Origin of the sequence: Verrucomicrobium sp. BvORR034 (assembly GCF_000739635.1) — a bacterium.
In the GTDB taxonomy this organism is placed as follows: Bacteria; Verrucomicrobiota; Verrucomicrobiia; order Verrucomicrobiales; family Verrucomicrobiaceae; genus Verrucomicrobium.
This window is the reverse complement of record NZ_BATQ01000075.1, coordinates 67,971-87,167: the sequence shown is the minus strand read 5'-3', so window position 1 is coordinate 87,167 and position 19,197 is coordinate 67,971. Positions and strand designations below refer to the sequence as shown.

The 19,197-nt window shown below is 58.9% G+C and carries 13 protein-coding genes; 2 read left to right on the top strand and 11 right to left on the bottom strand.

Annotated elements, in window-relative coordinates:
• Nucleotides 1–392 precede the first annotated feature (392 nt).
• The 7 genes from BV034_RS13390 to BV034_RS13360 all read right to left on the bottom strand — a co-directional run bounded on the left by BV034_RS13390 (nucleotide 393) and on the right by BV034_RS13360 (nucleotide 7,742).
• Nucleotides 393–893 carry a hypothetical protein gene (locus tag BV034_RS13390; RefSeq protein ID WP_050027513.1) on the bottom strand — a complete coding sequence of 167 codons (501 nt, stop codon included), beginning with the start codon at nucleotides 891–893 and terminating at the stop codon, nucleotides 393–395.
• 553 nt (nucleotides 894–1,446) lie between these two features.
• Nucleotides 1,447–1,776 carry a hypothetical protein gene (locus BV034_RS13385; protein ID WP_265592964.1) on the bottom strand — a complete coding sequence of 110 codons (330 nt, stop codon included), beginning with the start codon at nucleotides 1,774–1,776 and terminating at the stop codon, nucleotides 1,447–1,449.
• Between the two features lie 1,091 nt (nucleotides 1,777–2,867).
• Complete coding sequence (locus tag BV034_RS13380; RefSeq protein WP_050027511.1) at nucleotides 2,868–3,086, bottom strand: hypothetical protein; 219 nt, start codon at nucleotides 3,084–3,086, stop codon at nucleotides 2,868–2,870.
• Nucleotides 3,087–3,173: 87 nt separating this feature from the next.
• Nucleotides 3,174–3,740, bottom strand: a complete 567-nt coding sequence (locus BV034_RS13375; RefSeq protein WP_265592963.1) for a hypothetical protein — start codon at nucleotides 3,738–3,740, stop codon at nucleotides 3,174–3,176.
• Nucleotides 3,741–3,947: 207 nt separating this feature from the next.
• The gene (locus BV034_RS13370) at nucleotides 3,948–4,250 is read right to left on the bottom strand and encodes a hypothetical protein (protein ID WP_050027509.1); all 303 of its coding nucleotides are present in this window, start codon (nucleotides 4,248–4,250) and stop codon (nucleotides 3,948–3,950) included.
• 116 nt (nucleotides 4,251–4,366) lie between these two features.
• A complete protein-coding gene (locus BV034_RS13365; RefSeq protein WP_050027508.1) occupies nucleotides 4,367–7,141 on the bottom strand; it encodes a DUF1592 domain-containing protein in 2,775 nt (924 codons plus the stop codon).
• A 199-nt stretch (nucleotides 7,142–7,340) separates the two neighbouring features.
• On the bottom strand, nucleotides 7,341–7,742 hold the full coding sequence (locus BV034_RS13360) for a YkvA family protein (protein WP_050027507.1): 402 nt from the start codon (nucleotides 7,740–7,742) through the stop codon (nucleotides 7,341–7,343).
• A 121-nt stretch (nucleotides 7,743–7,863) separates the two neighbouring features.
• Here BV034_RS13360 and BV034_RS13355 point away from each other — a divergent pair, with 121 nt between their 5' ends.
• Nucleotides 7,864–9,351, top strand: coding sequence for a hypothetical protein (locus BV034_RS13355; protein ID WP_050027506.1), 1,488 nt, complete (start codon nucleotides 7,864–7,866; stop codon nucleotides 9,349–9,351).
• A 27-nt stretch (nucleotides 9,352–9,378) separates the two neighbouring features.
• Complete coding sequence (locus BV034_RS13350) at nucleotides 9,379–9,834, top strand: macro domain-containing protein (protein WP_050027505.1); 456 nt, start codon at nucleotides 9,379–9,381, stop codon at nucleotides 9,832–9,834.
• Nucleotides 9,835–10,198: 364 nt separating this feature from the next.
• On the opposite strand, the gene BV034_RS13345 is transcribed toward BV034_RS13350, so the two are convergent.
• The 4 genes from BV034_RS13345 to leuS form a co-directional block, all read right to left on the bottom strand.
• On the bottom strand, nucleotides 10,199–12,784 hold the full coding sequence (locus tag BV034_RS13345) for a protein kinase (RefSeq protein WP_050027504.1): 2,586 nt from the start codon (nucleotides 12,782–12,784) through the stop codon (nucleotides 10,199–10,201).
• A 147-nt stretch (nucleotides 12,785–12,931) separates the two neighbouring features.
• Nucleotides 12,932–15,121 carry a 1,4-alpha-glucan branching protein GlgB gene (gene glgB, locus BV034_RS13340; RefSeq protein ID WP_050027503.1) on the bottom strand — a complete coding sequence of 730 codons (2,190 nt, stop codon included), beginning with the start codon at nucleotides 15,119–15,121 and terminating at the stop codon, nucleotides 12,932–12,934.
• Nucleotides 15,122–15,131: 10 nt separating this feature from the next.
• Nucleotides 15,132–16,259 (bottom strand): glycosyltransferase family 4 protein, encoded by a 1,128-nt coding sequence (locus BV034_RS13335; RefSeq protein WP_050027502.1) that lies wholly within the window; start codon nucleotides 16,257–16,259, stop codon nucleotides 15,132–15,134.
• Between the two features lie 246 nt (nucleotides 16,260–16,505).
• Nucleotides 16,506–19,097: a leucine--tRNA ligase gene (gene leuS / locus BV034_RS13330; RefSeq protein WP_050027501.1), complete on the bottom strand. Its 2,592-nt coding sequence runs from the start codon at nucleotides 19,095–19,097 to the stop codon at nucleotides 16,506–16,508.
• Between the last annotated feature and the right edge of the window lie 100 nt (nucleotides 19,098–19,197).

The following is a 19,197-nucleotide window of genomic DNA, read 5'->3' as shown; positions in this document are numbered from 1 at the left end:
CCCATGGCTTCACGTCTCCCGTGGTGCATATAGCTCGCTCACAAGCCTCTAATCGCCTCCAGAGTTGCCGAGCTGAGGTAATAGCCCCAGCCATGCGAACGTGGCGATAAGAGAGCTGGCGGAAAATGGAAACCAAAGGATGAAGGCCCAAGAGCGATCACGAAATGCGAGCGAGACACACCACGCCAAGAATCCTCCGAGCAACAATGGAGTTACCATGTGATTCACGATGGGTGACGCAGTTGGTTGGACGAACGACCAAGCCAAGCGACCGCCGCAGGAAACGCCCAATCGGCTGTAAAAGTCGCGAACAAAATCACCAGAATCATCCAACCGTCCAGCGGGGCGGCGGTTCGCTGCAGCGCTCTGGTTAGGCTTTGTGGTCAAATTACTCATGCGCCAATCCTCCGAACCGTTTCGGCGGCTGGGTGCATCGCAAATCCTTGGTCAAGAATACGGAAACACTCCGTTTGACGCTCATCAGATAACTCTTCTCCATCAAGAGTGACGATGGGCACGCCCAAAAGTGCAAACCCCTCAGGATGGAACGCTGAACGAAACTGCTGAACGACTCCGAGGCGGCGAGAGAATACAGCAGATGAGGCATCAAGTGAGAGAACATCAGTGCGACTACCGTCTGCAGTAACCATCGAACCCTCGCGGGAAAACGTCCACAGGTCGAGCGTGCCATCAACCGCCTCGATATGACGCTTGGCGGTGGTGATAGCCTCCTCCTGCGTATCCGCCTCAAAACGTCGAACTCCGCGCTTGCCCTGATGCTCTGCCATGAATAGCGGAATGAGAAACCGCGCCTCCGGAGCATCACAAATGCTGTAGGCGGCATGCGCCAAAGCAAAGCCACTAAAAAGGAGAATGTCGTCTGGAACACTCATGCGCGAACAACGCCTATCGACCCAAGCTCAGCGCCCCGTCCCGCGGGAGGCGTGGATTGCAACCAGAGCGCGATGGCGGGGTTCGCTGCAGCGCATGGTTAGACGGGGGCTCATGCGTGACCAAGATCTGCGCTCAGAAAGGCGTATAGGAAGAACGCATTCACGAGAAAAAACAATATGGTGAGGACAGTAGCTGCTTTCCAGCGTGACGCAATCGAAAGCACTGCCGCAGTCAAAAGCACCAAGACCACTGACTAAGTTGGAGTGCTGAGGTCTAAATTGGGAAACATCCGAAAGCTCTCCATCGTGACAGCGACACCGAACCAAGGTCCACCGATGATTGCCGTCGGGTCGGTGCGAATCATTGCAGGCACGAAAACCGCCACGACAATGCCGGTGCTCACCAAGAAACGTTTCCAGTACGGGGTCATGGAGCGTAATGCGACCTAACGTCTCGGATCAGGCGACGGCGAGCATGGCGCGTCGCCGACACGACAGATGCCATACGAGCTGTTGCCTGCACCCATCTTGTTCGCCATTGAGTCATGGAGATTCATTCGTCAGTTCCCGTCTCCTCGACAAACTCCCCGGGCTCGGTGGAAGCAAGATCATCGCCAAACAAGTCGCGGTGAATGCGGAGCGCCTGTTCCCGGCAGGAACTATGGATGGAGATGAGAATCTGCGAGGCGATGCCAAACCCACGCCCGATATCGCCCCAGACGGCGGAGGCATCGTCGCTGCCGGTCGATCGGTCAATCTGCGCATAGACCCCTTCGTCATCAAAGCGCTTCAGCAACTTGAATGCCTCCCCCGGCTGATACCAGCCAAGCGTCTCATAACCGTCCTCCGACGGCTCGGTGTGTGGCGGCGGTTCAATTTTCATCGGGTTGGATTCTTGGGCGAACATCTAAGATGAGGCACGGAGCGCAGCAGAGTTGCATCAACCGCCCTGTTCGACTTGAGGTATTCTATACGACTGACGATGTGGTGACATAAAAATAGAAGATCAGGAACGATATTAAAGCCCAAGCAGAGCAAATTAATATCAGCTTCTGATTGGTTAAGTGGCTGAACACCACGATGACGGCCAACAAGCAGAGTCCACTAGCGCCACCTCGAATCAGGGCATAATCCGTATTCGGTTCGGACAAAGACCACCCACCTCGCAATCCTAGTACGACGCCAAGGTAAACCGAGGCGGCAGCGAAGGCGACTCCGCTAAATGCTAAGGCTGAAATTCTCATGGTTTGATTCTGCCGAACGCACAATAGTCCACAAGAACGCAGAAAAAATCAACCCTACTATAGCCTGCATCTTTGCAGTCTATTTCCAATCTGGAGGAGTTTGGCGCGCAGGAAAAGATCCAATCTGCGGGGGTTGTTCTGCAAAAATGCAGGAAAGGGCGCAGGTTTTTCGATTAGCATGCAATAGCTCGAGCTGTAATTGCCTGCGCATTCTTTCGCCCATGCTAGAACGCAATCAACGGCAAACCGAACCCGCCGACTGCCAACCCCACATGGACGCTGAACCAGCGAACATCGCTCCCAAACTCATCACGGAGCCCGTAGACCCACCCCTCTTTAGAACCTGTTTGGATAAAAACGCTGGGTGTGTTGCGAGGCATTTTGAGTCTGGACAAGGCGCGAAGAGGGCGTGAATCGAGATTCACAACCGATGAGCAACGCAGTCCAGGCTCAAAAGGACCGCAACCCGGAGGGGGCAGTTCTCAGGCTCGGCGAAGCCGCTTTTATCTCATTCCCTTAATTGAACCTGCCACACCCGGATGTTTTTATCCAAACAGGTTCTTAGGAGTGCTCTCAAACCTGACCGACTGGGAGGAGCTTTCGATCTTCGCTGCGCGGGATCAAACATCGGAGGTTAGCGCTCGAGCAATCTTCTCAGACCTGCTCCGCAGCCCGCTTGGCCACAGACGCACAGATATCGGAAATCGGAAATCGGTATCGATCCTCAGATCTAACTAGGTTCGGGCGCAGGTAAAAGACCACTTCTCGCCACTTCGATAACTCCAATACCCATGCCCCCTGCACAATCATGACCTACTGATTTTGGCTCGAACTGTTGAACGATAATATTTAACGAGGTCTCGGCGTCAAAGTTAGTCTGCGTCTCGTAGGTGTCCACGAAGCCGCCTAGCGCCACTCCGTAAAAACTTTTGATGACTTTCAGGGCCATGGCAGGGCTTCAGCTATCTGTTCATGCGTAGGATTCATAGCGGTCAATGCCTCAGTTCCATCCGTCCATGTTTCGATTCGAGAATGATCACCTTGCCCTCAGCTTCAATGTCAGTGCATACCCCCACGCCACAGCAGACAGGGAAAAGAGGATCATGCATATCCAGCCAATGAGGTGGCGGGAACCGGTCCCCGAAAAACTGTGGCTACTGGTCATCCAGTAGCCACCCACAACGAACAGCACACTCGCTATCAGTCCGAGCGCCAGTCCGCCAGTGGAATGTCGATCTGCCATGCTCTGATAGAATCTTCTAAGTGACAAGCGGCGCTCCACACTCTGGAGCCCTGAAACCAACCGACGATGGGCTAACCACCCTGCCAGACCGAACAGCACCATGACCGCCACGAAGTAGCCCAGGAAGACAACAGGAGGAAAGTTTGTTGCCGGCAAAAAGGCAAACAAGATGGCCTGCCCCAAGATGAACGGCCCCAAAGTATATCTCAGCAGCAAAGTCTGCCTTCGCTTGAGCATCACTTCCGTCTCGGAGTCGGGAACCAAATAGGGTCTCGACCAAGGTCCACCTTGGTAAAAGACGCGTCGGCCTTCTTCATCAGTCTTAAACGACTGTTCAGCCAAATACGAGAAGTAACCCATGAGTGATCGCTTTCTTGGTGCCATGCCTTCCCGCTGACTTTTTCTGAGCCGGGCACTCCGCGATTTCCAAGGAAGCCGCTCAGACACTCTAAAGAACAAAATGCCAAGTTTCGGGCAAATCTTCAAGCGGGAATCGGACTTTTATCTGCCTGATCTACCAGCCACAGCGACTGCCATCCGGAGCAACAATCCGTGCGTCGGCCCTGACTACACCGCTGCAGAAGCCTCTGCCACAATACTCCATACCGCCAGGAACCAACCCAACATCACCATCAGCGCGAGCACATTTGCGAACGCCGAAAGACGATTCTCTCGGGAAGCGCATTGGGACACGATCAAGCAGAAAAGCCCCAGCACAGGCACAAGCAGCCCAATAAAACCTGCGGTGTCAAAAATGCCAAAGCCCGCGCCCGAAAGCGCCCAAATGATCCACAAAAGATTGATGAGAGAATAAACTCCCATCCCCACGTAGGCGAAGACATCTGCTTTCTTATAGGTGTGTGAATCCATCGCGAAACCTCCTGAACTCCACCCAATTCCCGGCGGTGTACTCAAGGCACAATCCGCCCCCGCATGTTCCACTGATTTACCGTCCTACTGAATTACTGAATTACTGAATTACTGAATTACCGATTTACAGTCTTCCCCGCTTCAGTCGCCCGCATCTTCTGAAACGGCACGCTTTCCACCACCGCCACGACGATGTCCTGGAACTTGTAGCCGCGTTCTTCAGCCTGCTTGGTGAGCTGTTTCACGAAGTACTTGTCCGGGTAATCCAGACCGCGACCGAGGGAGTAGATCAAGAGATTCTCCACGAGGCAGCGGGTGAAGTCGTTCTTCTTGTTCGCCACCAGCACTTTGCGCAGTTCCCCCGCACCGTTGAAGGCCTGGCCGGTGAGCAGTTTGCCCGTGGCATCGATCGGCTGCTTGTTGTCTGTATCGCGCCAGCGGCCGATGGCGTCGTAGTTCTCCAGGGCGAAGCCCATGGGATCAAGGAAAGCGTGGCAGCTTGCACAGGCCGGGTTGGAGCGGTGCGCTTCAAAACGCTGACGCAGGGTGCCCGTCACCTTGGCACCGCGATCTTCGCCAAACGCCGGCACGTTCTGCGGGGCCGGAGGCGGTGGGGTTCCGAGGATGTTCTCCAGAATGAACTGACCGCGCTTCACCGGAGAGGTGCGGTTCGGGTGCGAGGTCAGCGTCAGCACACCCGCCTGCGTGAGGATGCCGCCTCGTGGGGTGCCTTCCAGGGACACCTTACGGAACTGTTTGCCCTTCACGTCCTCTTTGATCCCGTAGAACTTGGCCAGATTCTCGTTCATGAACGAGTAGTCGCTGTCTAGAAACTCCAGCACGCTCCGGTTGCCCCGGTAGATGTGATCAAAGAACATGAGCGACTCCGTCTTCATGTCATAGGCCAGACGACCTTCAAACTCAGGGAACAGGCGTCGGTTGGGCGCCACGAGCTCCACGTCGCGCAGACGCAGCCACTGACCAGCGAAGTTCTCCGCCATGGCCCAACCTTTCCAGTCACCGATCATCCGCGTCACCTGAGCGCGCAGATTCTTCCGCAATTCACCCGCTGAGGCGAGGCGCAGCAACTCATCATCGGGCGCACTGGACCAGAGGAAATAAGACAAGCGCGAGGCCAGGGTGAACTCATCCACTAGCACAGCCTCGTTCTCCACCTTGCCTTCAGGCTCAGCACCACCGCGGAACAGGAACTTGGGCGAACACAGCATGGCCTCTGTGACCACACTCAGGGTCTCCTCCAGATCCGCCCCGTCTTTGGAGGCCATTTGGGCCAAGCCCACCAGCTTCTCCAGATCCACCGGATCGAGAGGACGGCGGAAGATCTTCAGCCCCATCTTGGCAGTCCATTTGGGGATCTCCTCATCGCTCAGCATGTTCACCGGCTGGTTGTTCAGCGGGCCCTGCACGATCACCCGGTGCACCGTGAGATTCCGGTCGCCCGTTTCCTTGCTGTAGGAATCATTGATGAAGCTCACACGCAACGGACGAAGCCCAGGTGTCAGCGGTGTCTTGAAGCTGATCGTCTGCTGCACGCCGGTCTTGGCCGTGACTTCCTTGGTGGCCAGATCTTTGTCCCCCAGTCGCACGGTGAACTTGGCTCCTTCTCCCCCCACCTGATCCGCACTGGCCACCACCATGATGCGGTACTCGCCTTCGAACGGGATGTTGATCTCGCGCTCCATGCTTCCGGAGGCGATCATCATCAATCCATCATCATAGAAGTCATTCACCGGCAGGCTGGATTCGAAGGCATTCGCCTCCAGCACCATCTGCGGTGCGGCCAGCCCCTTGCCATCCACCAGCCAGTTCACAAACTTGGACTGCCATTGGCCACGGAACTTGATCGGCCCCTGCAGTACCACATTCTGCACCAGCAGATTCCGGTCCCGACGATGCTCTTCAGGCGCGCTCGGATCGCCATAGTCATTGAGGAACGCGACCGTGATCTTGCAGTCCCCTTTCTTCACCGGCACATCCAGGCTGACGCGCTGCCAGTTCTCGTCCGGCTTGTCGGCGTGATACTCCGCCGTCACTTCGCCCTCGCGGACGTCGTTGCCATCCACCTTCACGGCAAACTTCGCCTTCTCTGGACCACTCTGCGTGGCGGAGACATTGAGGATCAGGCGATACACGCCCTCCTCCTTCACATTTACCCGGGTTGTGATCTTGCCATTGGTGAAGAGGGCCGTGGCACCGTTCAGCTCACCGCCCTGCCCTTCGGTCACCTTCAGGCCATCACCTGAGCGCTCCTCTTTGTACACGCCGGGTGGCTTCAGCCAGACGGCCTCGTCCGCCACCTTCCGGGCGGCCTTCATGTACTTCTCCATCAACAAGGGCGAGAGACTCAGCACATCGCCGATGTTGTCATACCCGTACCCCGTATCATCCGGGGGGAAGGAACTGGCGGGGCGGGATTCCACGCCAAAGACATCGCGAACGGTGTTGTTGTACTCCACCCGGTTCAGACGGCGGAGGGTCACGTGGCCCGGGTCAGGCTTGGCGGGATCCACCCAGAAGACTTGATCGTCGATCCAGCTGATCAGCTGATCCCGAACCTCATTCGTCGGCATCGGCTTGTTTTCTGGGGGCATCACGTGGGTGGTCACATGCTCGCGCACGCTGTCCCAGAGTTTGCGGTCGCCCAGAATGGCGGAGTAGTCCGTGTTCTTGTCCAGAGCAAAGTTCCCCTTGTCCATGCCATCGCCATGGCAGTCGTAGCAATACTCCGTCAGCATCGGGAGGATCTTTTTGTCATACTCCTCCTTGCCTCTCGGCTGCTGGGCGGAGGCAACAACGGCACAGCTTCCTGAGAGCAGGATCACGAGACCGGCACGGGAAATAGAGCGGGGATGGCGACGGAAAACTTTCATTATGAGGGCGAAACTACGTGGCTGCCGCCGCTGTGAGTGTACCTCCTGCGAGCAGCAGAAAGCATACCGTCAGCAGCCTACAGGTGCGGACTCACCCCACCCGAAAGCATACCACGTCGCGACCGTGGTCACGACTACAATTGTACGTCTCAATTCTGCGCCAGCTTTCGTGATTTTGCCCTCAGCGCGAAGACCTTTGTCAACCCTTGGTGACCTCCACGTCCACCTCACGCGTCTTGCGCCACTCCCGGTACTTGTCCAGTTCCGTCTCGATGAGCTTCAGGCAGAAAGCCAGCACCGTGGCGTCATCTAGATATCCCAGCCCGGGAATCAAATCGGGGATCATGTCCACCGGGGTCAGTACATAGAAGAGCGCCAGAGCCGCCGCACCAATGGCCCAATAGGGGACTTCACGGTAGCGACCAGAGAAATAGTCCCCCACCATTTGTAGCATCAGCCGACCATGCTCCAGCAGAGCATGGAGGGCTTTTTTACCAGCCAGTTTCTTGTCGATTTCGTCCTCGCTCCGCACCACTTTCTCAATGGTGGCATCGTGGCGAGTGTCGCGACCAGGAGGGAACGGAGGCGGAGTCTCAGGCATGGCGGGATGAGCGTGCGTGAAGATGTCGCTCCCCCATGATACGACGTTCCCAATCCGATTCGCCAGGAACTTTGGTTTTTCACGCACACAGCGCCATTTTCAGCCATACTGCGGCCCCTTCATGACTTCCGCCCCCTGCCCGTTTCGAGTCAATCGCATCGATCTGCGCGTGCTGCCCATGCGCACCCGATTTCCCTTCCGGTACGGCATCGCCTCCCTGGTCGCCCTGCCGCATCTGTTCGTAACGGTAGAGCTGGAGGTCAACGGTCAATCCGTCATCGGACGGACCAGTGAGGGACTGCCGCCCAAGTGGTTCACGAAAGACCCCAGCACCCCCAATGAGCTGGAAGTGGCCGGTATGCTGGCAGTCATCCAGAACGCTGTCCGCCTCGCCACCCTCCATGGCCGGGAGCCCGTCACCTGGTACCCGTTGGTCCGGCAACTGGCCGCGGAGCAGAAACTCTGGGCCTCCCGGCACGATTATCCGCCTCTGCTTTGGAATCTCGGCATCAGCCTGGTGGAACGAGCCCTTTTGGATGCGCTCTGCCGAGCCTGGCAACAGCCTCTGCATACAGTCTTGCGCGGCCCTGCCCTCGGCATCCGCTGGAGCGAGTTGCATCCTTCCCTCGCAGACGAAGAGATCCCGCCCTTCCTGGCCGTTCCCCCTGTCAGTCAGATCGCGCTGCGCCACACCGTGGGTCTGGCCGATCCCCTCACCACCGCCGACGTCCCACCCAGCGAAGAAGTCAGCGATGGTCTGCCCCACACCCTCGACGACTGCATCCGCGCCTATGGCTTGCGTTATTTCAAGATCAAGTTGAGCGGCAATCTGGAGGCGGACCGCCACCGCCTGGCCTCTGTGGCATCGGTCATCCGCCAACACGCGTCACCCGACTTTTCCGCCACCCTGGACGGCAACGAGAACTTCCGCGACCTGGCCGCATTTCGGGAGTGGTTCGAGGCGCTTACCAAAACCCCCGAACTGAAGGATTTCATGCCGCATGTGCTGTGGATCGAGCAACCTCTGCATCGCGACGCTGCGTTGAATCCAGATCTTGCCACCGCCTTCCGCAACTGGCCAGAGGCACCTCGACTCATCATTGACGAGAGCGACGGCGAATCAGGTGCCCTCACGACTGCCCTGGAACTCGGGTACTCCGGCGGCAGCCACAAGAACTGCAAGGGCATCCTCAAGGGGCTGACCAATGCCGCCACTATCCACGCATTCCGGGCAGCGCACCCGGAGCGCGATTTCATCCTTTCAGGCGAAGATCTCGCCAATGTCGGCCCCATTCCCCTCACCCAGGACCTCGCCATGCAGGCCCTGCTGGGCATCAGCCATGTCGAGCGCAACGGGCACCACTATTTCCGCGGACTCTCCATGTATCCCGATGAAATGGACGTCAGCAAAGCCACCCTCGCCGCCCACCCCGACCTCTACCATCAGCTTCTCGACGGTCTGGTGACGCTGAACATCAGAGATGGCTTCATTGCGATTGACTCCGTGAACCAGGCCCCTTTTGGCACGGCTGCGGAGCCGGTGTTAGATCAACTGCCCACGGTGAAAGAGTGGATCCTGCAGGGTGGATTGGGGGCACTGGAGGGGTAGTTGACCTTTGCAACCTCACACGGAGTCATGAAGAAGATACAAGGTGATCTCTTGAAACTCGCCCTGTCAGGAGAATTCGATGTCATCGTCCACGGCTGCAACTGCCAGTGCACCATGGGTGCCGGTATTGCCAAGTCGATCAAATCCCTCTTCCCAGAGGCTTACGAAGCCGATTGTCAGACCAAGAAGGGCGACCGTGAAAAGCTGGGAACGATTTCTCAAGCTTCCGTGAACCGTGGCGGCATCAAGCTTACAATGGTCAACGCCTACACCCAGTTTCATTGGCTTGGCACGGGGGTCAAGGCTGACTACAACGCGATCCGCTCGGCCATGCGGGCGGTCAAAAACAGCTACCAGGGTCAGCGCATCGGCTATCCCCTCATCGGAGCGGGACTCGCTGGAGGAGATTGGTCGATCATAGAGGAAATAATCAACGAAGAGCTTTCGGGAGAAGACCACACGGTCGTCGAGTACCGTCCTTGAGCGCACCCAGCAGCTCGCAAGGAGGCTCGTAGCTGCATTCGTGAGAATGCGGAATCGTCCATTGGCTGACTACACATCTCTCATACCTGCAGCCTCATCCTCCCCTCACCGCGTTCTCACGAACGCAGCCACGAGTGCCCTTTGGCGGGAGCGTAGAGGGAATAAGTGGCTGCACTCGTCAGGGTGCGGAAGGGTGCGCCATGGCATGCAACGTCTTGAGTGTAAGCGAAGTCCTTCGTGGGTTGCACCCTCCCCTGACCGCGTTCTCACGAACGCAGCTACGAGCTTCTCATCACTCACCCCGCCGTCCCATCAACCATCCCGCTTGCGGGAGTTTCAACCGCCCGCTTGCGGGCTCCTCAACTCACTTGATCTTCCCCAACCTCTCCTTGCTCCAGGAAAGCCCTGCCTCGATCGTTTCGTCCGTGCCGTGCCGGGTCTGCAGCGCAGCCCATTGCTCAGAGGCTTTGGTGAAATACACCTTGGCCAGCTTGGAGTCCTTGGCCACTTCACCGCTGTGGCCGAGAATGCCATACAGCTGAGCCAGCAACACGCCGCAGCTCTTGCGATCCATCTCATCCAGATGAGGACCGCCCTCTTTCAAGAGGCTGGAGAGCCGGTCAATCGCTTGATTGGCCACTGGAATGGCGTCCTTGGGCTTGCCCAGATCGCAGATCAACTGGGCACTCATCCCCTGCTGGCGCGCCAGCTCCGTGAGGAAGCGGGTGTTGTCCGGATTGTCCTTGCTGAGATCCTCCATGGTCTTCACCGCCATGTCCTGCTTACGACGCGCCTCGGTAGCATTCCCCATGTCGCGCTCCAGTGCGGCGAGGTCTCCGTAATTGCGGGCCAGCAGGAAACGAGCATCCGCCCACTGGGGATGAACGCGGACCAGCTCGATCAAGATGGATTGGGCCTCTGACTGGGCATCTTTGGCATCCGTGTTGCCAAGCTTCCCGGCGACTATTTCCCCGAACTCGATGTACGATTCCGCCAGGGTCAGCGCCTGCTCCTGGTTGTTGGGCTTGGATCGCTCCACCAGCTTCACCATCACCTCCATGGAGTCGAAGAGGGAACGCATCGCGTCATCAAGCTTGCCTTCATCCCGCAGGGAAAGCGCCCGCTCGATCTGGCTGCGGGAAAGCAGGAACTGCTCCTCCGCCGAGAGTTCCTCGCCCACGAGCTTGGGGTTCAGCAAGGTCGGCACTTTGCCGAGCGCATGCACTGACACGGCCCCCTCGCCATCGCGACGGGCCCGCTTGCCCAGCTCATACCAGGCAGAGGCACATTCAAAGCGCGTGTTGCGATCCGTCGGATTCGCCTCCACCGCCGGCGTCAGGAAGGTTACTGCCTGTTGATAGAGCACCAAGGCATCACTGCGGTGCCCCTCCTCCGCCTTCAGCAAGCCGAGCCAGCGGCAGGTGCGGCCCAGCATCGTCTCCAGCCTCACCTTGTCCTTGTGATCCGGCTCGTTTTTGAGCACGGTCGCGAGGGCCAGCTGAGCCTCTTCCATCCAGTTCGCCGCCTCTAGACGTTGATTTTTGCGCAGAAGGAGCTGCGCCGTATTGAAGTAGTTCCGGGCGCGCTCTGGCAACCGCTCAGGATCCTCCTTGAGACGCTCACGCTCCTGCTCGTAGAAGGACAGCGCCTCATTGACCTGCTTGGTGGAAATCTCAGCCTGCAATCCGAGCCCCGTCGGCGTCTGCAACAGCAGCGTGAGGAACTGGTCCACCGCTGCATGAGACATGTCCAGCGACGCCTCAGACTTGATTTTCGCTGCCTTGGCGGCCGCCACTTCGCGAGCAAGATTGCCCACCTGCGACTGCAGATCCGCCAAGGTCACTTCGTGCTGGGAATCCTTCTGCACATTGGCCGTTTCCGCCTTCTTCGCTCTTCGAGTGGCTGCGAAGCCGTAGATGGTGCCGTAAACAGCGGCGACCAGGAATGCGGCGGCGAGAACGATGGACGTGGACCGAAGCAATACCAGCCGCCGGATCTGGCGGCGACGTTCCACATCGATTTTGCCCCGGGCATCTTCCAGCAGGTAGTCCGCCTCCAGTCGCTCGAACTCCCGCATCACCTCTCGCAGATCCGGCCAGCGATGGCGTGGATCCAGGGCCAGGCAGCGCTCGATCACCTGCCGACGTCTCTCATCCCACTTGGAGCGGGTCTTCGTAGGCCAGCCAATCTCGGGCTGACCGCGCACGGCCGACATGATGGCCGGGTTGTCAAAAGTAGCTGGCATACCCCCACGGTCACCCGTGTGGCGCTTGCGCTGGCGTTCATACTCTTCCTCCGCACGCGGAAATCGCCCCGTGAGCAGCCTGTAGGCGACCACGCCGAAAGCATAGACGTCCCAAGCCGTGCCCTGGGTCGCCAGAGCATCAGGATGCTCCGCCTGCTCCGGCGGCACATACATGAAGTGGTCCGTAGCCTCAAAATGATGCACGCCCCCAATCCACCCCTGCACGATGTCGGTGATCTTCGTGGCGCTGGCAGGGTCATCCTCCAGCAGCACATTCCGGGGCTTCAGATTGCAATGCACCAGGTTGTGCTTGTGCAGCCATGCCATGGAGTCGCACACCTCATAGATGTAGCGCCAGGCTTCGTCCGGACCCACGTTGCCACAGCAGCTTTCCAGCGTAGGCGTCTCCCACGTCCGTCGGCCTTTGCCATCCTCGGTGGTAAAGCCCACCAGCGGCGTGGCCACGAAGTAGGGGCTGCTGTCAAAATCGAACGCTGTGACCGGGAGTAACCCCGGATGCTCCGGCATTTGCTGGAGTCCCCGCATGGCGATGCCAAGCAGCTTGCGATTGATCGCCATGCTGCTGAAGACCTTCACCGCGGCGGTGGTCCGGTTGTCTCCCGTCACTGCCCGGTAAACCGCTCCGCAGCTCCCCTTCCCAATCAAATCCTGCAACTCAAGACCTGCAATCTGCGGCAAACTCATGGCAGCTTTCCTCTGATAATTTTTTCTGAGGATGGGGCAATCACTCCTCAAAAGCAAGAATGTACCTCATTTCCGGGACACGGCCTTCCCCCCTCGAAAGCGAGGGGGGAGCCAATGCCAGTGTCCCGGCTGGGTAACCGTCTGCGTTTAGGCCCGTTGCAACACCACCGTTCCCAATGGCGGGACCGTGACCTCCACCGACCAGGGCTGGCCCTGCCAGGGGGTAGGCTGTGCCTGCACCCCGGCAGCATTTCCCACCCCAGACCCGCCGTAGTTGACGGCATCGGAGTTAAGAAGCTCCCGATAGTAGCCTCCCTCTTCCACCCCCATGCGATAGCTGGGACGCGGCACCGGCGTGGCATTCACCAGCACATAGCAGGTGCGACCTTCTGGATCCTTGCGGCCAAAGGCGAAGAGACTGTTCTCATAGTCATTGGGCTCCAGCCACCAGAAGCCGCCGGCCTCATGGTCACGACTGTGCAGCGCCTTCTCATTCGTGTACAGGTGGTTCAGATCCCGCACCATGGACTGTAGTCCACGGTGTTCCTCCCCGAAGAGCACCTCCCAGTCCAGTGACTGCTGGTAGTTCCACTCTCGCCACTGGCCGATCTCGCAGCCCATGAACAGGAGCTTCTTCCCGGGGTGCATCCACATCCAGGCATAGAACATTCTCAGGTTGGCAAACTTCTGCCAGCGATCCCCCGGCATCTTGTCTAGAAGCGACTTCTTGCCATGCACCACCTCATCGTGGCTCAGCACCAGGATGAAGTTCTCATCATAGGCATAGAGCATGGAGAAGGTGGCCTCCCCGTGGTGGTGCTTGCGGTGCACCGGCTCTTTTTCCATGTAGCGCAGGGTGTCGTTCATCCACCCCATGTTCCATTTGAAGCCGAATCCTAGGCCACCCGTGCTCACCGGCCGGGACACGCCGCCCCATGCGGTGCTTTCCTCGGCGATCATGGCGATGCCGGGGAAGCGGGAATAGCACTGATAGTTCAGTTCCCGCATGAACTCGATGGCTTCCAAGTTCTCCCGGCCGCCGTAGCGGTTGGGCACCCACTGGCCCGGCTCGCGGGAGTAGTCCAGGTAGATCATGGAGGCGACGGCATCAACACGGATCCCGTCGATGTGGTACATCTCCAGCCAGAAAAGGGCATTGGCGATGAGGAAATTCCGCACCTCATTGCGACCAAAGTTGAAGATCAGCGTGCCCCAGTCCATGTGCTCGCCCTGGCGGGGGTCGGAATGCTCATAGAGCGACGTCCCGTCGAAGCGGGCCAGACCATGGGCATCCTTGGGGAAGTGCGCCGGTACCCAGTCCACAATCACCCCCAACCCAGCTTGGTGACAGCGATCCACAAACTCCCGGAACTCATCCGGATTCCCGTGGCGACTGGTGGGAGCGAAATACCCGCCCACCTGATAGCCCCATGATCCGTCAAAGGGGAACTCGCTCACTGGCATGAGCTCAATGTGGGTGAACCCTAGATCCTTCACATACGGGATCAGTTCATCGGCCAGCTCACGGTAGGTGAGCATCCGCCCCCCTTCCCGTCTGCGCCAGGAGCCCAGGTGCACCTCGTAGATGCTCATGGCAGTGCGGTAGAGACTGCGCTCCTTGCGCTGGCTCATCCAGGCGTCATCGCTCCACCGATAGTGATGGAAGTCCCACGTGAGCGAGGCCGTCTGCGGCCCATGCTGGGAGAAGAAGGCAAAGGGGTCGCTCTTGTTAAACAGGGCTCCGTTCTCCCCGATGAGCTCAAACTTGTAGTGCACCAGACTGGCCAGCCCAGGGATGAAAAGCTCCCAGATGCCCGATTCCACCCGGCAACGCATGGGGTTCACCCGACCGTCCCAGCCATTGAAATCACCCACGACACTGACCCGCTTCGCGTTCGGTGCCCACACGGCAAAGAGAACGCCTTCGATCCCGTTGAACGTCCGGCGGTGCGCCCCCAGCACCTCATAGAGGTGCCAGTGCTTGCCCTCGCGGAAGTAGTGCATGTCCTGCTCCCCCAGGCAGAGGCCAAAGGAATAGGGGTCCGCCTGGCGGTGCACCTTGCCATCCTGCGTGTGCCAGACCAGCTCGTACGGCTGGCCCCAGCATTTCGAGGGCAGGGCCACCTCGAACAATCCGTTGGGATGCAACAGATCCCCGACGAAGGTTTCTCCGGTGGCTTTGAGCACCACGCTCAGAGTATGGGCCTGGGGTTGGAGGGAGCGGACCGTGACTTTTCCGTCGGGAGAGACGTGCGGTCCCAGGTAACTGAAGGGGTCGTTGTGAGAGGCGTCTAGAATTTTCCGGGCTTGCTCGTCGAGTGGGTACGTCAGGGCCATGTTTTATTACTTAGCGTTCCTTGATCAGAGGCTCAAGGTATTCCTTGAAGATGTGCTTCCACCCGAATCGCCGCATGACGGTCTTCCTGACCGTACTACAATGATCGGACCCCACACTTTCAAGCACCAACCGCGCCACATCTGCCGGAGGCGACGCCAGATCAAAAAACACCGCAAAATCTCCCGCCACCTCCCGGTGCGGCGGAATATCTGAGCAAAACACCGGCAGACGATGCAGGGCCGCCTCCACCAGAGGGAGGCCAAATCCCTCGCTGCGACTGGGGAAAATGAGCGCGTCTGCGAGCCGGTACAGGCTGGCCACGTCCGCATTCGTCACGGAAAAATCACGGGACAGGAAGCACACCCGATCTTCAAGCCCAAAGTGCGAAATAGCCTCCGCGATTCGTTCCGCATAGGCCGCCGACTCCTTCCGGTGAGGATCCGGCGCACCCGTCACGAGGTAGGCCACGTCACACCCGGCATCCCGCAAGGCGGCGGTGACAGCCAGGCCCATCTCGATGTTCTTCCGTGCCAGGACACGCGTGGGATGCACGAGCACCAGTTCCCGGTCCAGCACCTCCGTGCGTTGCACGAAATTCGCCACACTGGGTGTCAGTCCGAGCGCCTCTGTCACCTCCACCCCATTGGGTATGATGCGACTGTCAGCCCCCGGCACTCCGAGGCGGTCAATGAAATGCTGTCGTCGCACCTCCGACACCACCACATGCACCAGTTGCGCATCCAGTCCGGTGAACGCCTCCTGTGACACATCCACATCATGGACCCAGTTCACAAAGCGTGAACCCGCCATCTCGCGGCTCAACCGCGCAAGCACCTGGGAAGCCACCCAATTGAACGGCATCGTGAACATATTGTGTACGAGCACCATCTCCGCCCCCTTCAAGGTCTCACCCAGATCTGCTACAAGCTGCTCCCCTGCTCGCTCATCCAGAGCAACGTTCGCCTTCAGGCCGGGCAGGATTCGCATCTCCGCAGTGGCGACTGCCGCGCCCGCATTGCCACAGATCACGACCACTTCATGCCCATGATCACTGAGCACCTTCGCCTGCTGCTCGATCACCCTCTCAACCCCGCCGATGATCGGTGGAGCCGCATAGTGGACGATGGCGATTCGCATAAAGATGACGAGGGCTCAGTAAAGGGCTTGCAACCAATCTCCAAGCCATAAGACGAATCCCGCGGAGTGGCAAGGCAGCATGCAGGAAGAAGCTCACCGCGTCGCTTCACCATGCTCCCAAGAAGCAGCTCGTGGCTGCGTTTGTAAAAACGCGGTCAGGCGCGCTGAAATCCAGCACACCCAAACCACGCTACGCACTCCCACCGCACCCTTCAGAGACTGGTGCGGTGGTCTTCCCTCCCCGCCTCAGTTCGCCACCACGTTCACCAGCTTCCCGGGAACGACGATGACTTTCCGCACGGTCAAACCCGCCGTGAACTCAGCCACTTTGGGGCTGGCCATGGCTTGGGCCTCCAGGGCTTCCTTGCTGATCTCACGCGCCACCGTCAGGCGGTCACGCAGTTTGCCGTTCACCTGGATGATGACTTCCACTTCGTCCTCCACCAGCGCAGCAGGATCGAACGTCGGCCACGTCTGTTCAGACAGCAGACCGCTCTTCTTCGCAGAAGGGAACGCAACCGCCAGGCGCGCCTGCAATTCTTCCGTCAAATGCGGAGCAAAGGGATTCAGCACCTGTAACAGCGCCGCCACGCCCGCCACCGGCCGCACTTCTGCTGCGGTGAAGGCGTTGGTCAGCACCATCATCTGGCTGATGGCAGTGTTGAAGCCCAGTCGCTCAATGTCCTCGCCCACCTTCTTGATGGTCTCGTGGATCACCTTGTTGAGCTTCTTGTCCACCGGCACATCCTGGAGTTGCGGAGACAACGTCCACTCCCCTTCCTGGTTGCTTTCCAGAACCAAGCGCCACACGCGGGCCAGGAAGCGGTACACGCCTTCCACGCCTTTCATGCTCCATGGCTTCACCTGCTCCAACGGGCCCATGAACATTTCATAGAGCCGCAGGGAGTCCGCGCCGTATTCGACGATCACATCATCCGGGTTCACCACGTTGCCGCGGCTCTTGGACATCTTCTGGCTGTCTTCGCCCAGAATGAGGCCCTGGTTCACCAGCTTCTGGAAGGGTTCAGGAGTCACAACATGACCCAGATCATAAAGCACCTTGTGCCAGAAGCGGGCGTACAGCAGGTGCAGCACGGCATGCTCGGTACCGCCGACATACAGATCCACACCACCGGGCTTGCCGGACGAGCCCATCCAGTAGGCATCGGCTTCTTTCGAGATGAAACGATCGCTGTTCTTGGGGTCGCAGTAGCGCAGGTAGTACCAGCATGAACCGGCCCATTGGGGCATCGTGTTCAGCTCACGCGTCGCCGTCTCACTGTAGCGCACCCAGTCCACCGCCTTGCTCAGCGGGGGTTCGGGCGTGCCCGTGGGCTTGAAGTCATCCAGATCGGGCGGCAGCACGGGCAGATCCCCTTCTGGCACCACGCGATGACGACCGTCCTCCCAGATGACCGGGAAGGGTTCACCCCAATAACGCTGGCGGCTGAAGAGCCAGTCACGCAGCTTGAAGTTCACCTTGGCCTTGCCCAGCTGTTTTTCCTCCAACCAGGCAGAGATCTTCTGCTTCGCCTCGGGCGTGGTCAGCCCGTCCAGGAAGCCGGAGTTCACCGCCACCCCGTCATCGGTGTAGCCGCGCCACTCCGTGCCCAGCGGCGGGGCCACCACCTGCACCACCGGCAGGCTGAACTTGGTCGCAAACTCAAAGTCCCGCTCATCATGCGCAGGCACGGCCATGATGGCTCCCGTGCCGTAGCTCATGAGGACGTAGTCGGCGATCCAGACCGGAATCTTCGCTCCGTTCACCGGATTGACCGCAAAGGCACCGGTATCCACGCCCGTCTTGTCTTTCGCCAGTTCCGTACGCTCCAGATCGCTCTTGCTGGCCACGGCCTTGCGATACTGTTCCACCGCATCTTTCTGAGCCGCAGTGGTCAGTTCCGACACCAGTGGGTGCTCAGGAGACAACACCATATAAGTGGCACCGAACAGCGTGTCCGGGCGAGTGGTGAAAACCGTCACCGTATGCGAGACGCCTGCTGACTCCGGATTCTCAATCTGGAAGGCCACCTCAGCCCCTTCACTGCGACCAATCCAATTGCGCTGCAGCAGCTTGATGCTCTCCGGCCAGTCCAGCCCGTCGAGTTCATCCATCAGACGCTGGGCAAAGGAAGTGATGCGCAGCATCCACTGACGCATGGGCCGACGCTCCACAGGGAAACCGCCCACTTCGCTCTTGCCGTCGATGACCTCTTCATTGGCCAGCACCGTGCCCAGCTCCGGGCACCAGTTGACCGGAGCCTCGGAGACAAAGGCCAGACGACGCGCGTCGATCTCATCTCGCGACAATCCCTGCGCCTCCAGTTCCTGCACCGGCCGGGCCGTCTTCGTGGCCGGGTCGAAATAGGAATTGTAGAGCTGGGTAAAGATCCACTGCGTCCATTTGAAATAACCTGGATCCGTGGTGTTGACCTCCCGATCCCAGTCGTAGGCAAAGCCCAGCCTCTTGAGCTGATTGCGGAAGTTCTCCACGTTCTTCTCCGTGGTCGTCCGCGGATGCTGCCCCGTTTTGATGGCATATTGCTCCGCCGGCAGACCAAAGGCATCCCAGCCCATCGGGTGCAGGACGTTGTGGCCGGTCATGCGCTTGTACCGCGCCACGATGTCCGTGGCGGTGTAGCCCTCAGGATGGCCCACATGCAGGCCCTGACCGCTGGGATACGGGAACATGTCGAGCACGAAGTACTTCGGCTTGCTGGCATCAAACCCCTCGTCTCCCGGCCCGAGGGTGCGGAAGGACTTCTTGGCATCCCAGTGGGCCTGCCATTGGGGTTCAAACTCGTCGAAGGGATACTGCTTGCGGCGCTCGCTGCTCATGACTCTGAAAATGAAAAAAGGGCGGGATACTCCGCCCTAGGTGCGCCCCTGACAACTGGTAATAAGGAGAGTTGAGGGGCTTCGCCGTTGAGACGCGCCC

Excerpts from the sequence above, each read along its gene's own strand:
- BV034_RS13390 (WP_050027513.1), bottom strand. The coding sequence starts at position 893 with ATGAGTGTTCCAGACGACATTCTCCTTTTTAGTGGCTTTGCTTTGGCG.
- BV034_RS13385 (WP_265592964.1), bottom strand. The coding sequence starts at position 1,776 with ATGAAAATTGAACCGCCGCCACACACCGAGCCGTCGGAGGACGGTTAT.
- BV034_RS13380 (WP_050027511.1), bottom strand. The coding sequence starts at position 3,086 with ATGGCCCTGAAAGTCATCAAAAGTTTTTACGGAGTGGCGCTAGGCGGC.
- BV034_RS13375 (WP_265592963.1), bottom strand. The coding sequence starts at position 3,740 with ATGGGTTACTTCTCGTATTTGGCTGAACAGTCGTTTAAGACTGATGAA.
- BV034_RS13370 (WP_050027509.1), bottom strand. The coding sequence starts at position 4,250 with ATGGATTCACACACCTATAAGAAAGCAGATGTCTTCGCCTACGTGGGG.
- BV034_RS13365 (WP_050027508.1), bottom strand. The coding sequence starts at position 7,141 with ATGAAAGTTTTCCGTCGCCATCCCCGCTCTATTTCCCGTGCCGGTCTC.
- BV034_RS13360 (WP_050027507.1), bottom strand. The coding sequence starts at position 7,742 with ATGCCTGAGACTCCGCCTCCGTTCCCTCCTGGTCGCGACACTCGCCAC.
- BV034_RS13355 (WP_050027506.1), top strand. The coding sequence starts at position 7,864 with ATGACTTCCGCCCCCTGCCCGTTTCGAGTCAATCGCATCGATCTGCGC.
- BV034_RS13350 (WP_050027505.1), top strand. The coding sequence starts at position 9,379 with ATGAAGAAGATACAAGGTGATCTCTTGAAACTCGCCCTGTCAGGAGAA.
- BV034_RS13345 (WP_050027504.1), bottom strand. The coding sequence starts at position 12,784 with ATGAGTTTGCCGCAGATTGCAGGTCTTGAGTTGCAGGATTTGATTGGG.
- glgB (WP_050027503.1), bottom strand. The coding sequence starts at position 15,121 with ATGGCCCTGACGTACCCACTCGACGAGCAAGCCCGGAAAATTCTAGAC.
- BV034_RS13335 (WP_050027502.1), bottom strand. The coding sequence starts at position 16,259 with ATGCGAATCGCCATCGTCCACTATGCGGCTCCACCGATCATCGGCGGG.
- leuS (WP_050027501.1), bottom strand. The coding sequence starts at position 19,097 with ATGAGCAGCGAGCGCCGCAAGCAGTATCCCTTCGACGAGTTTGAACCC.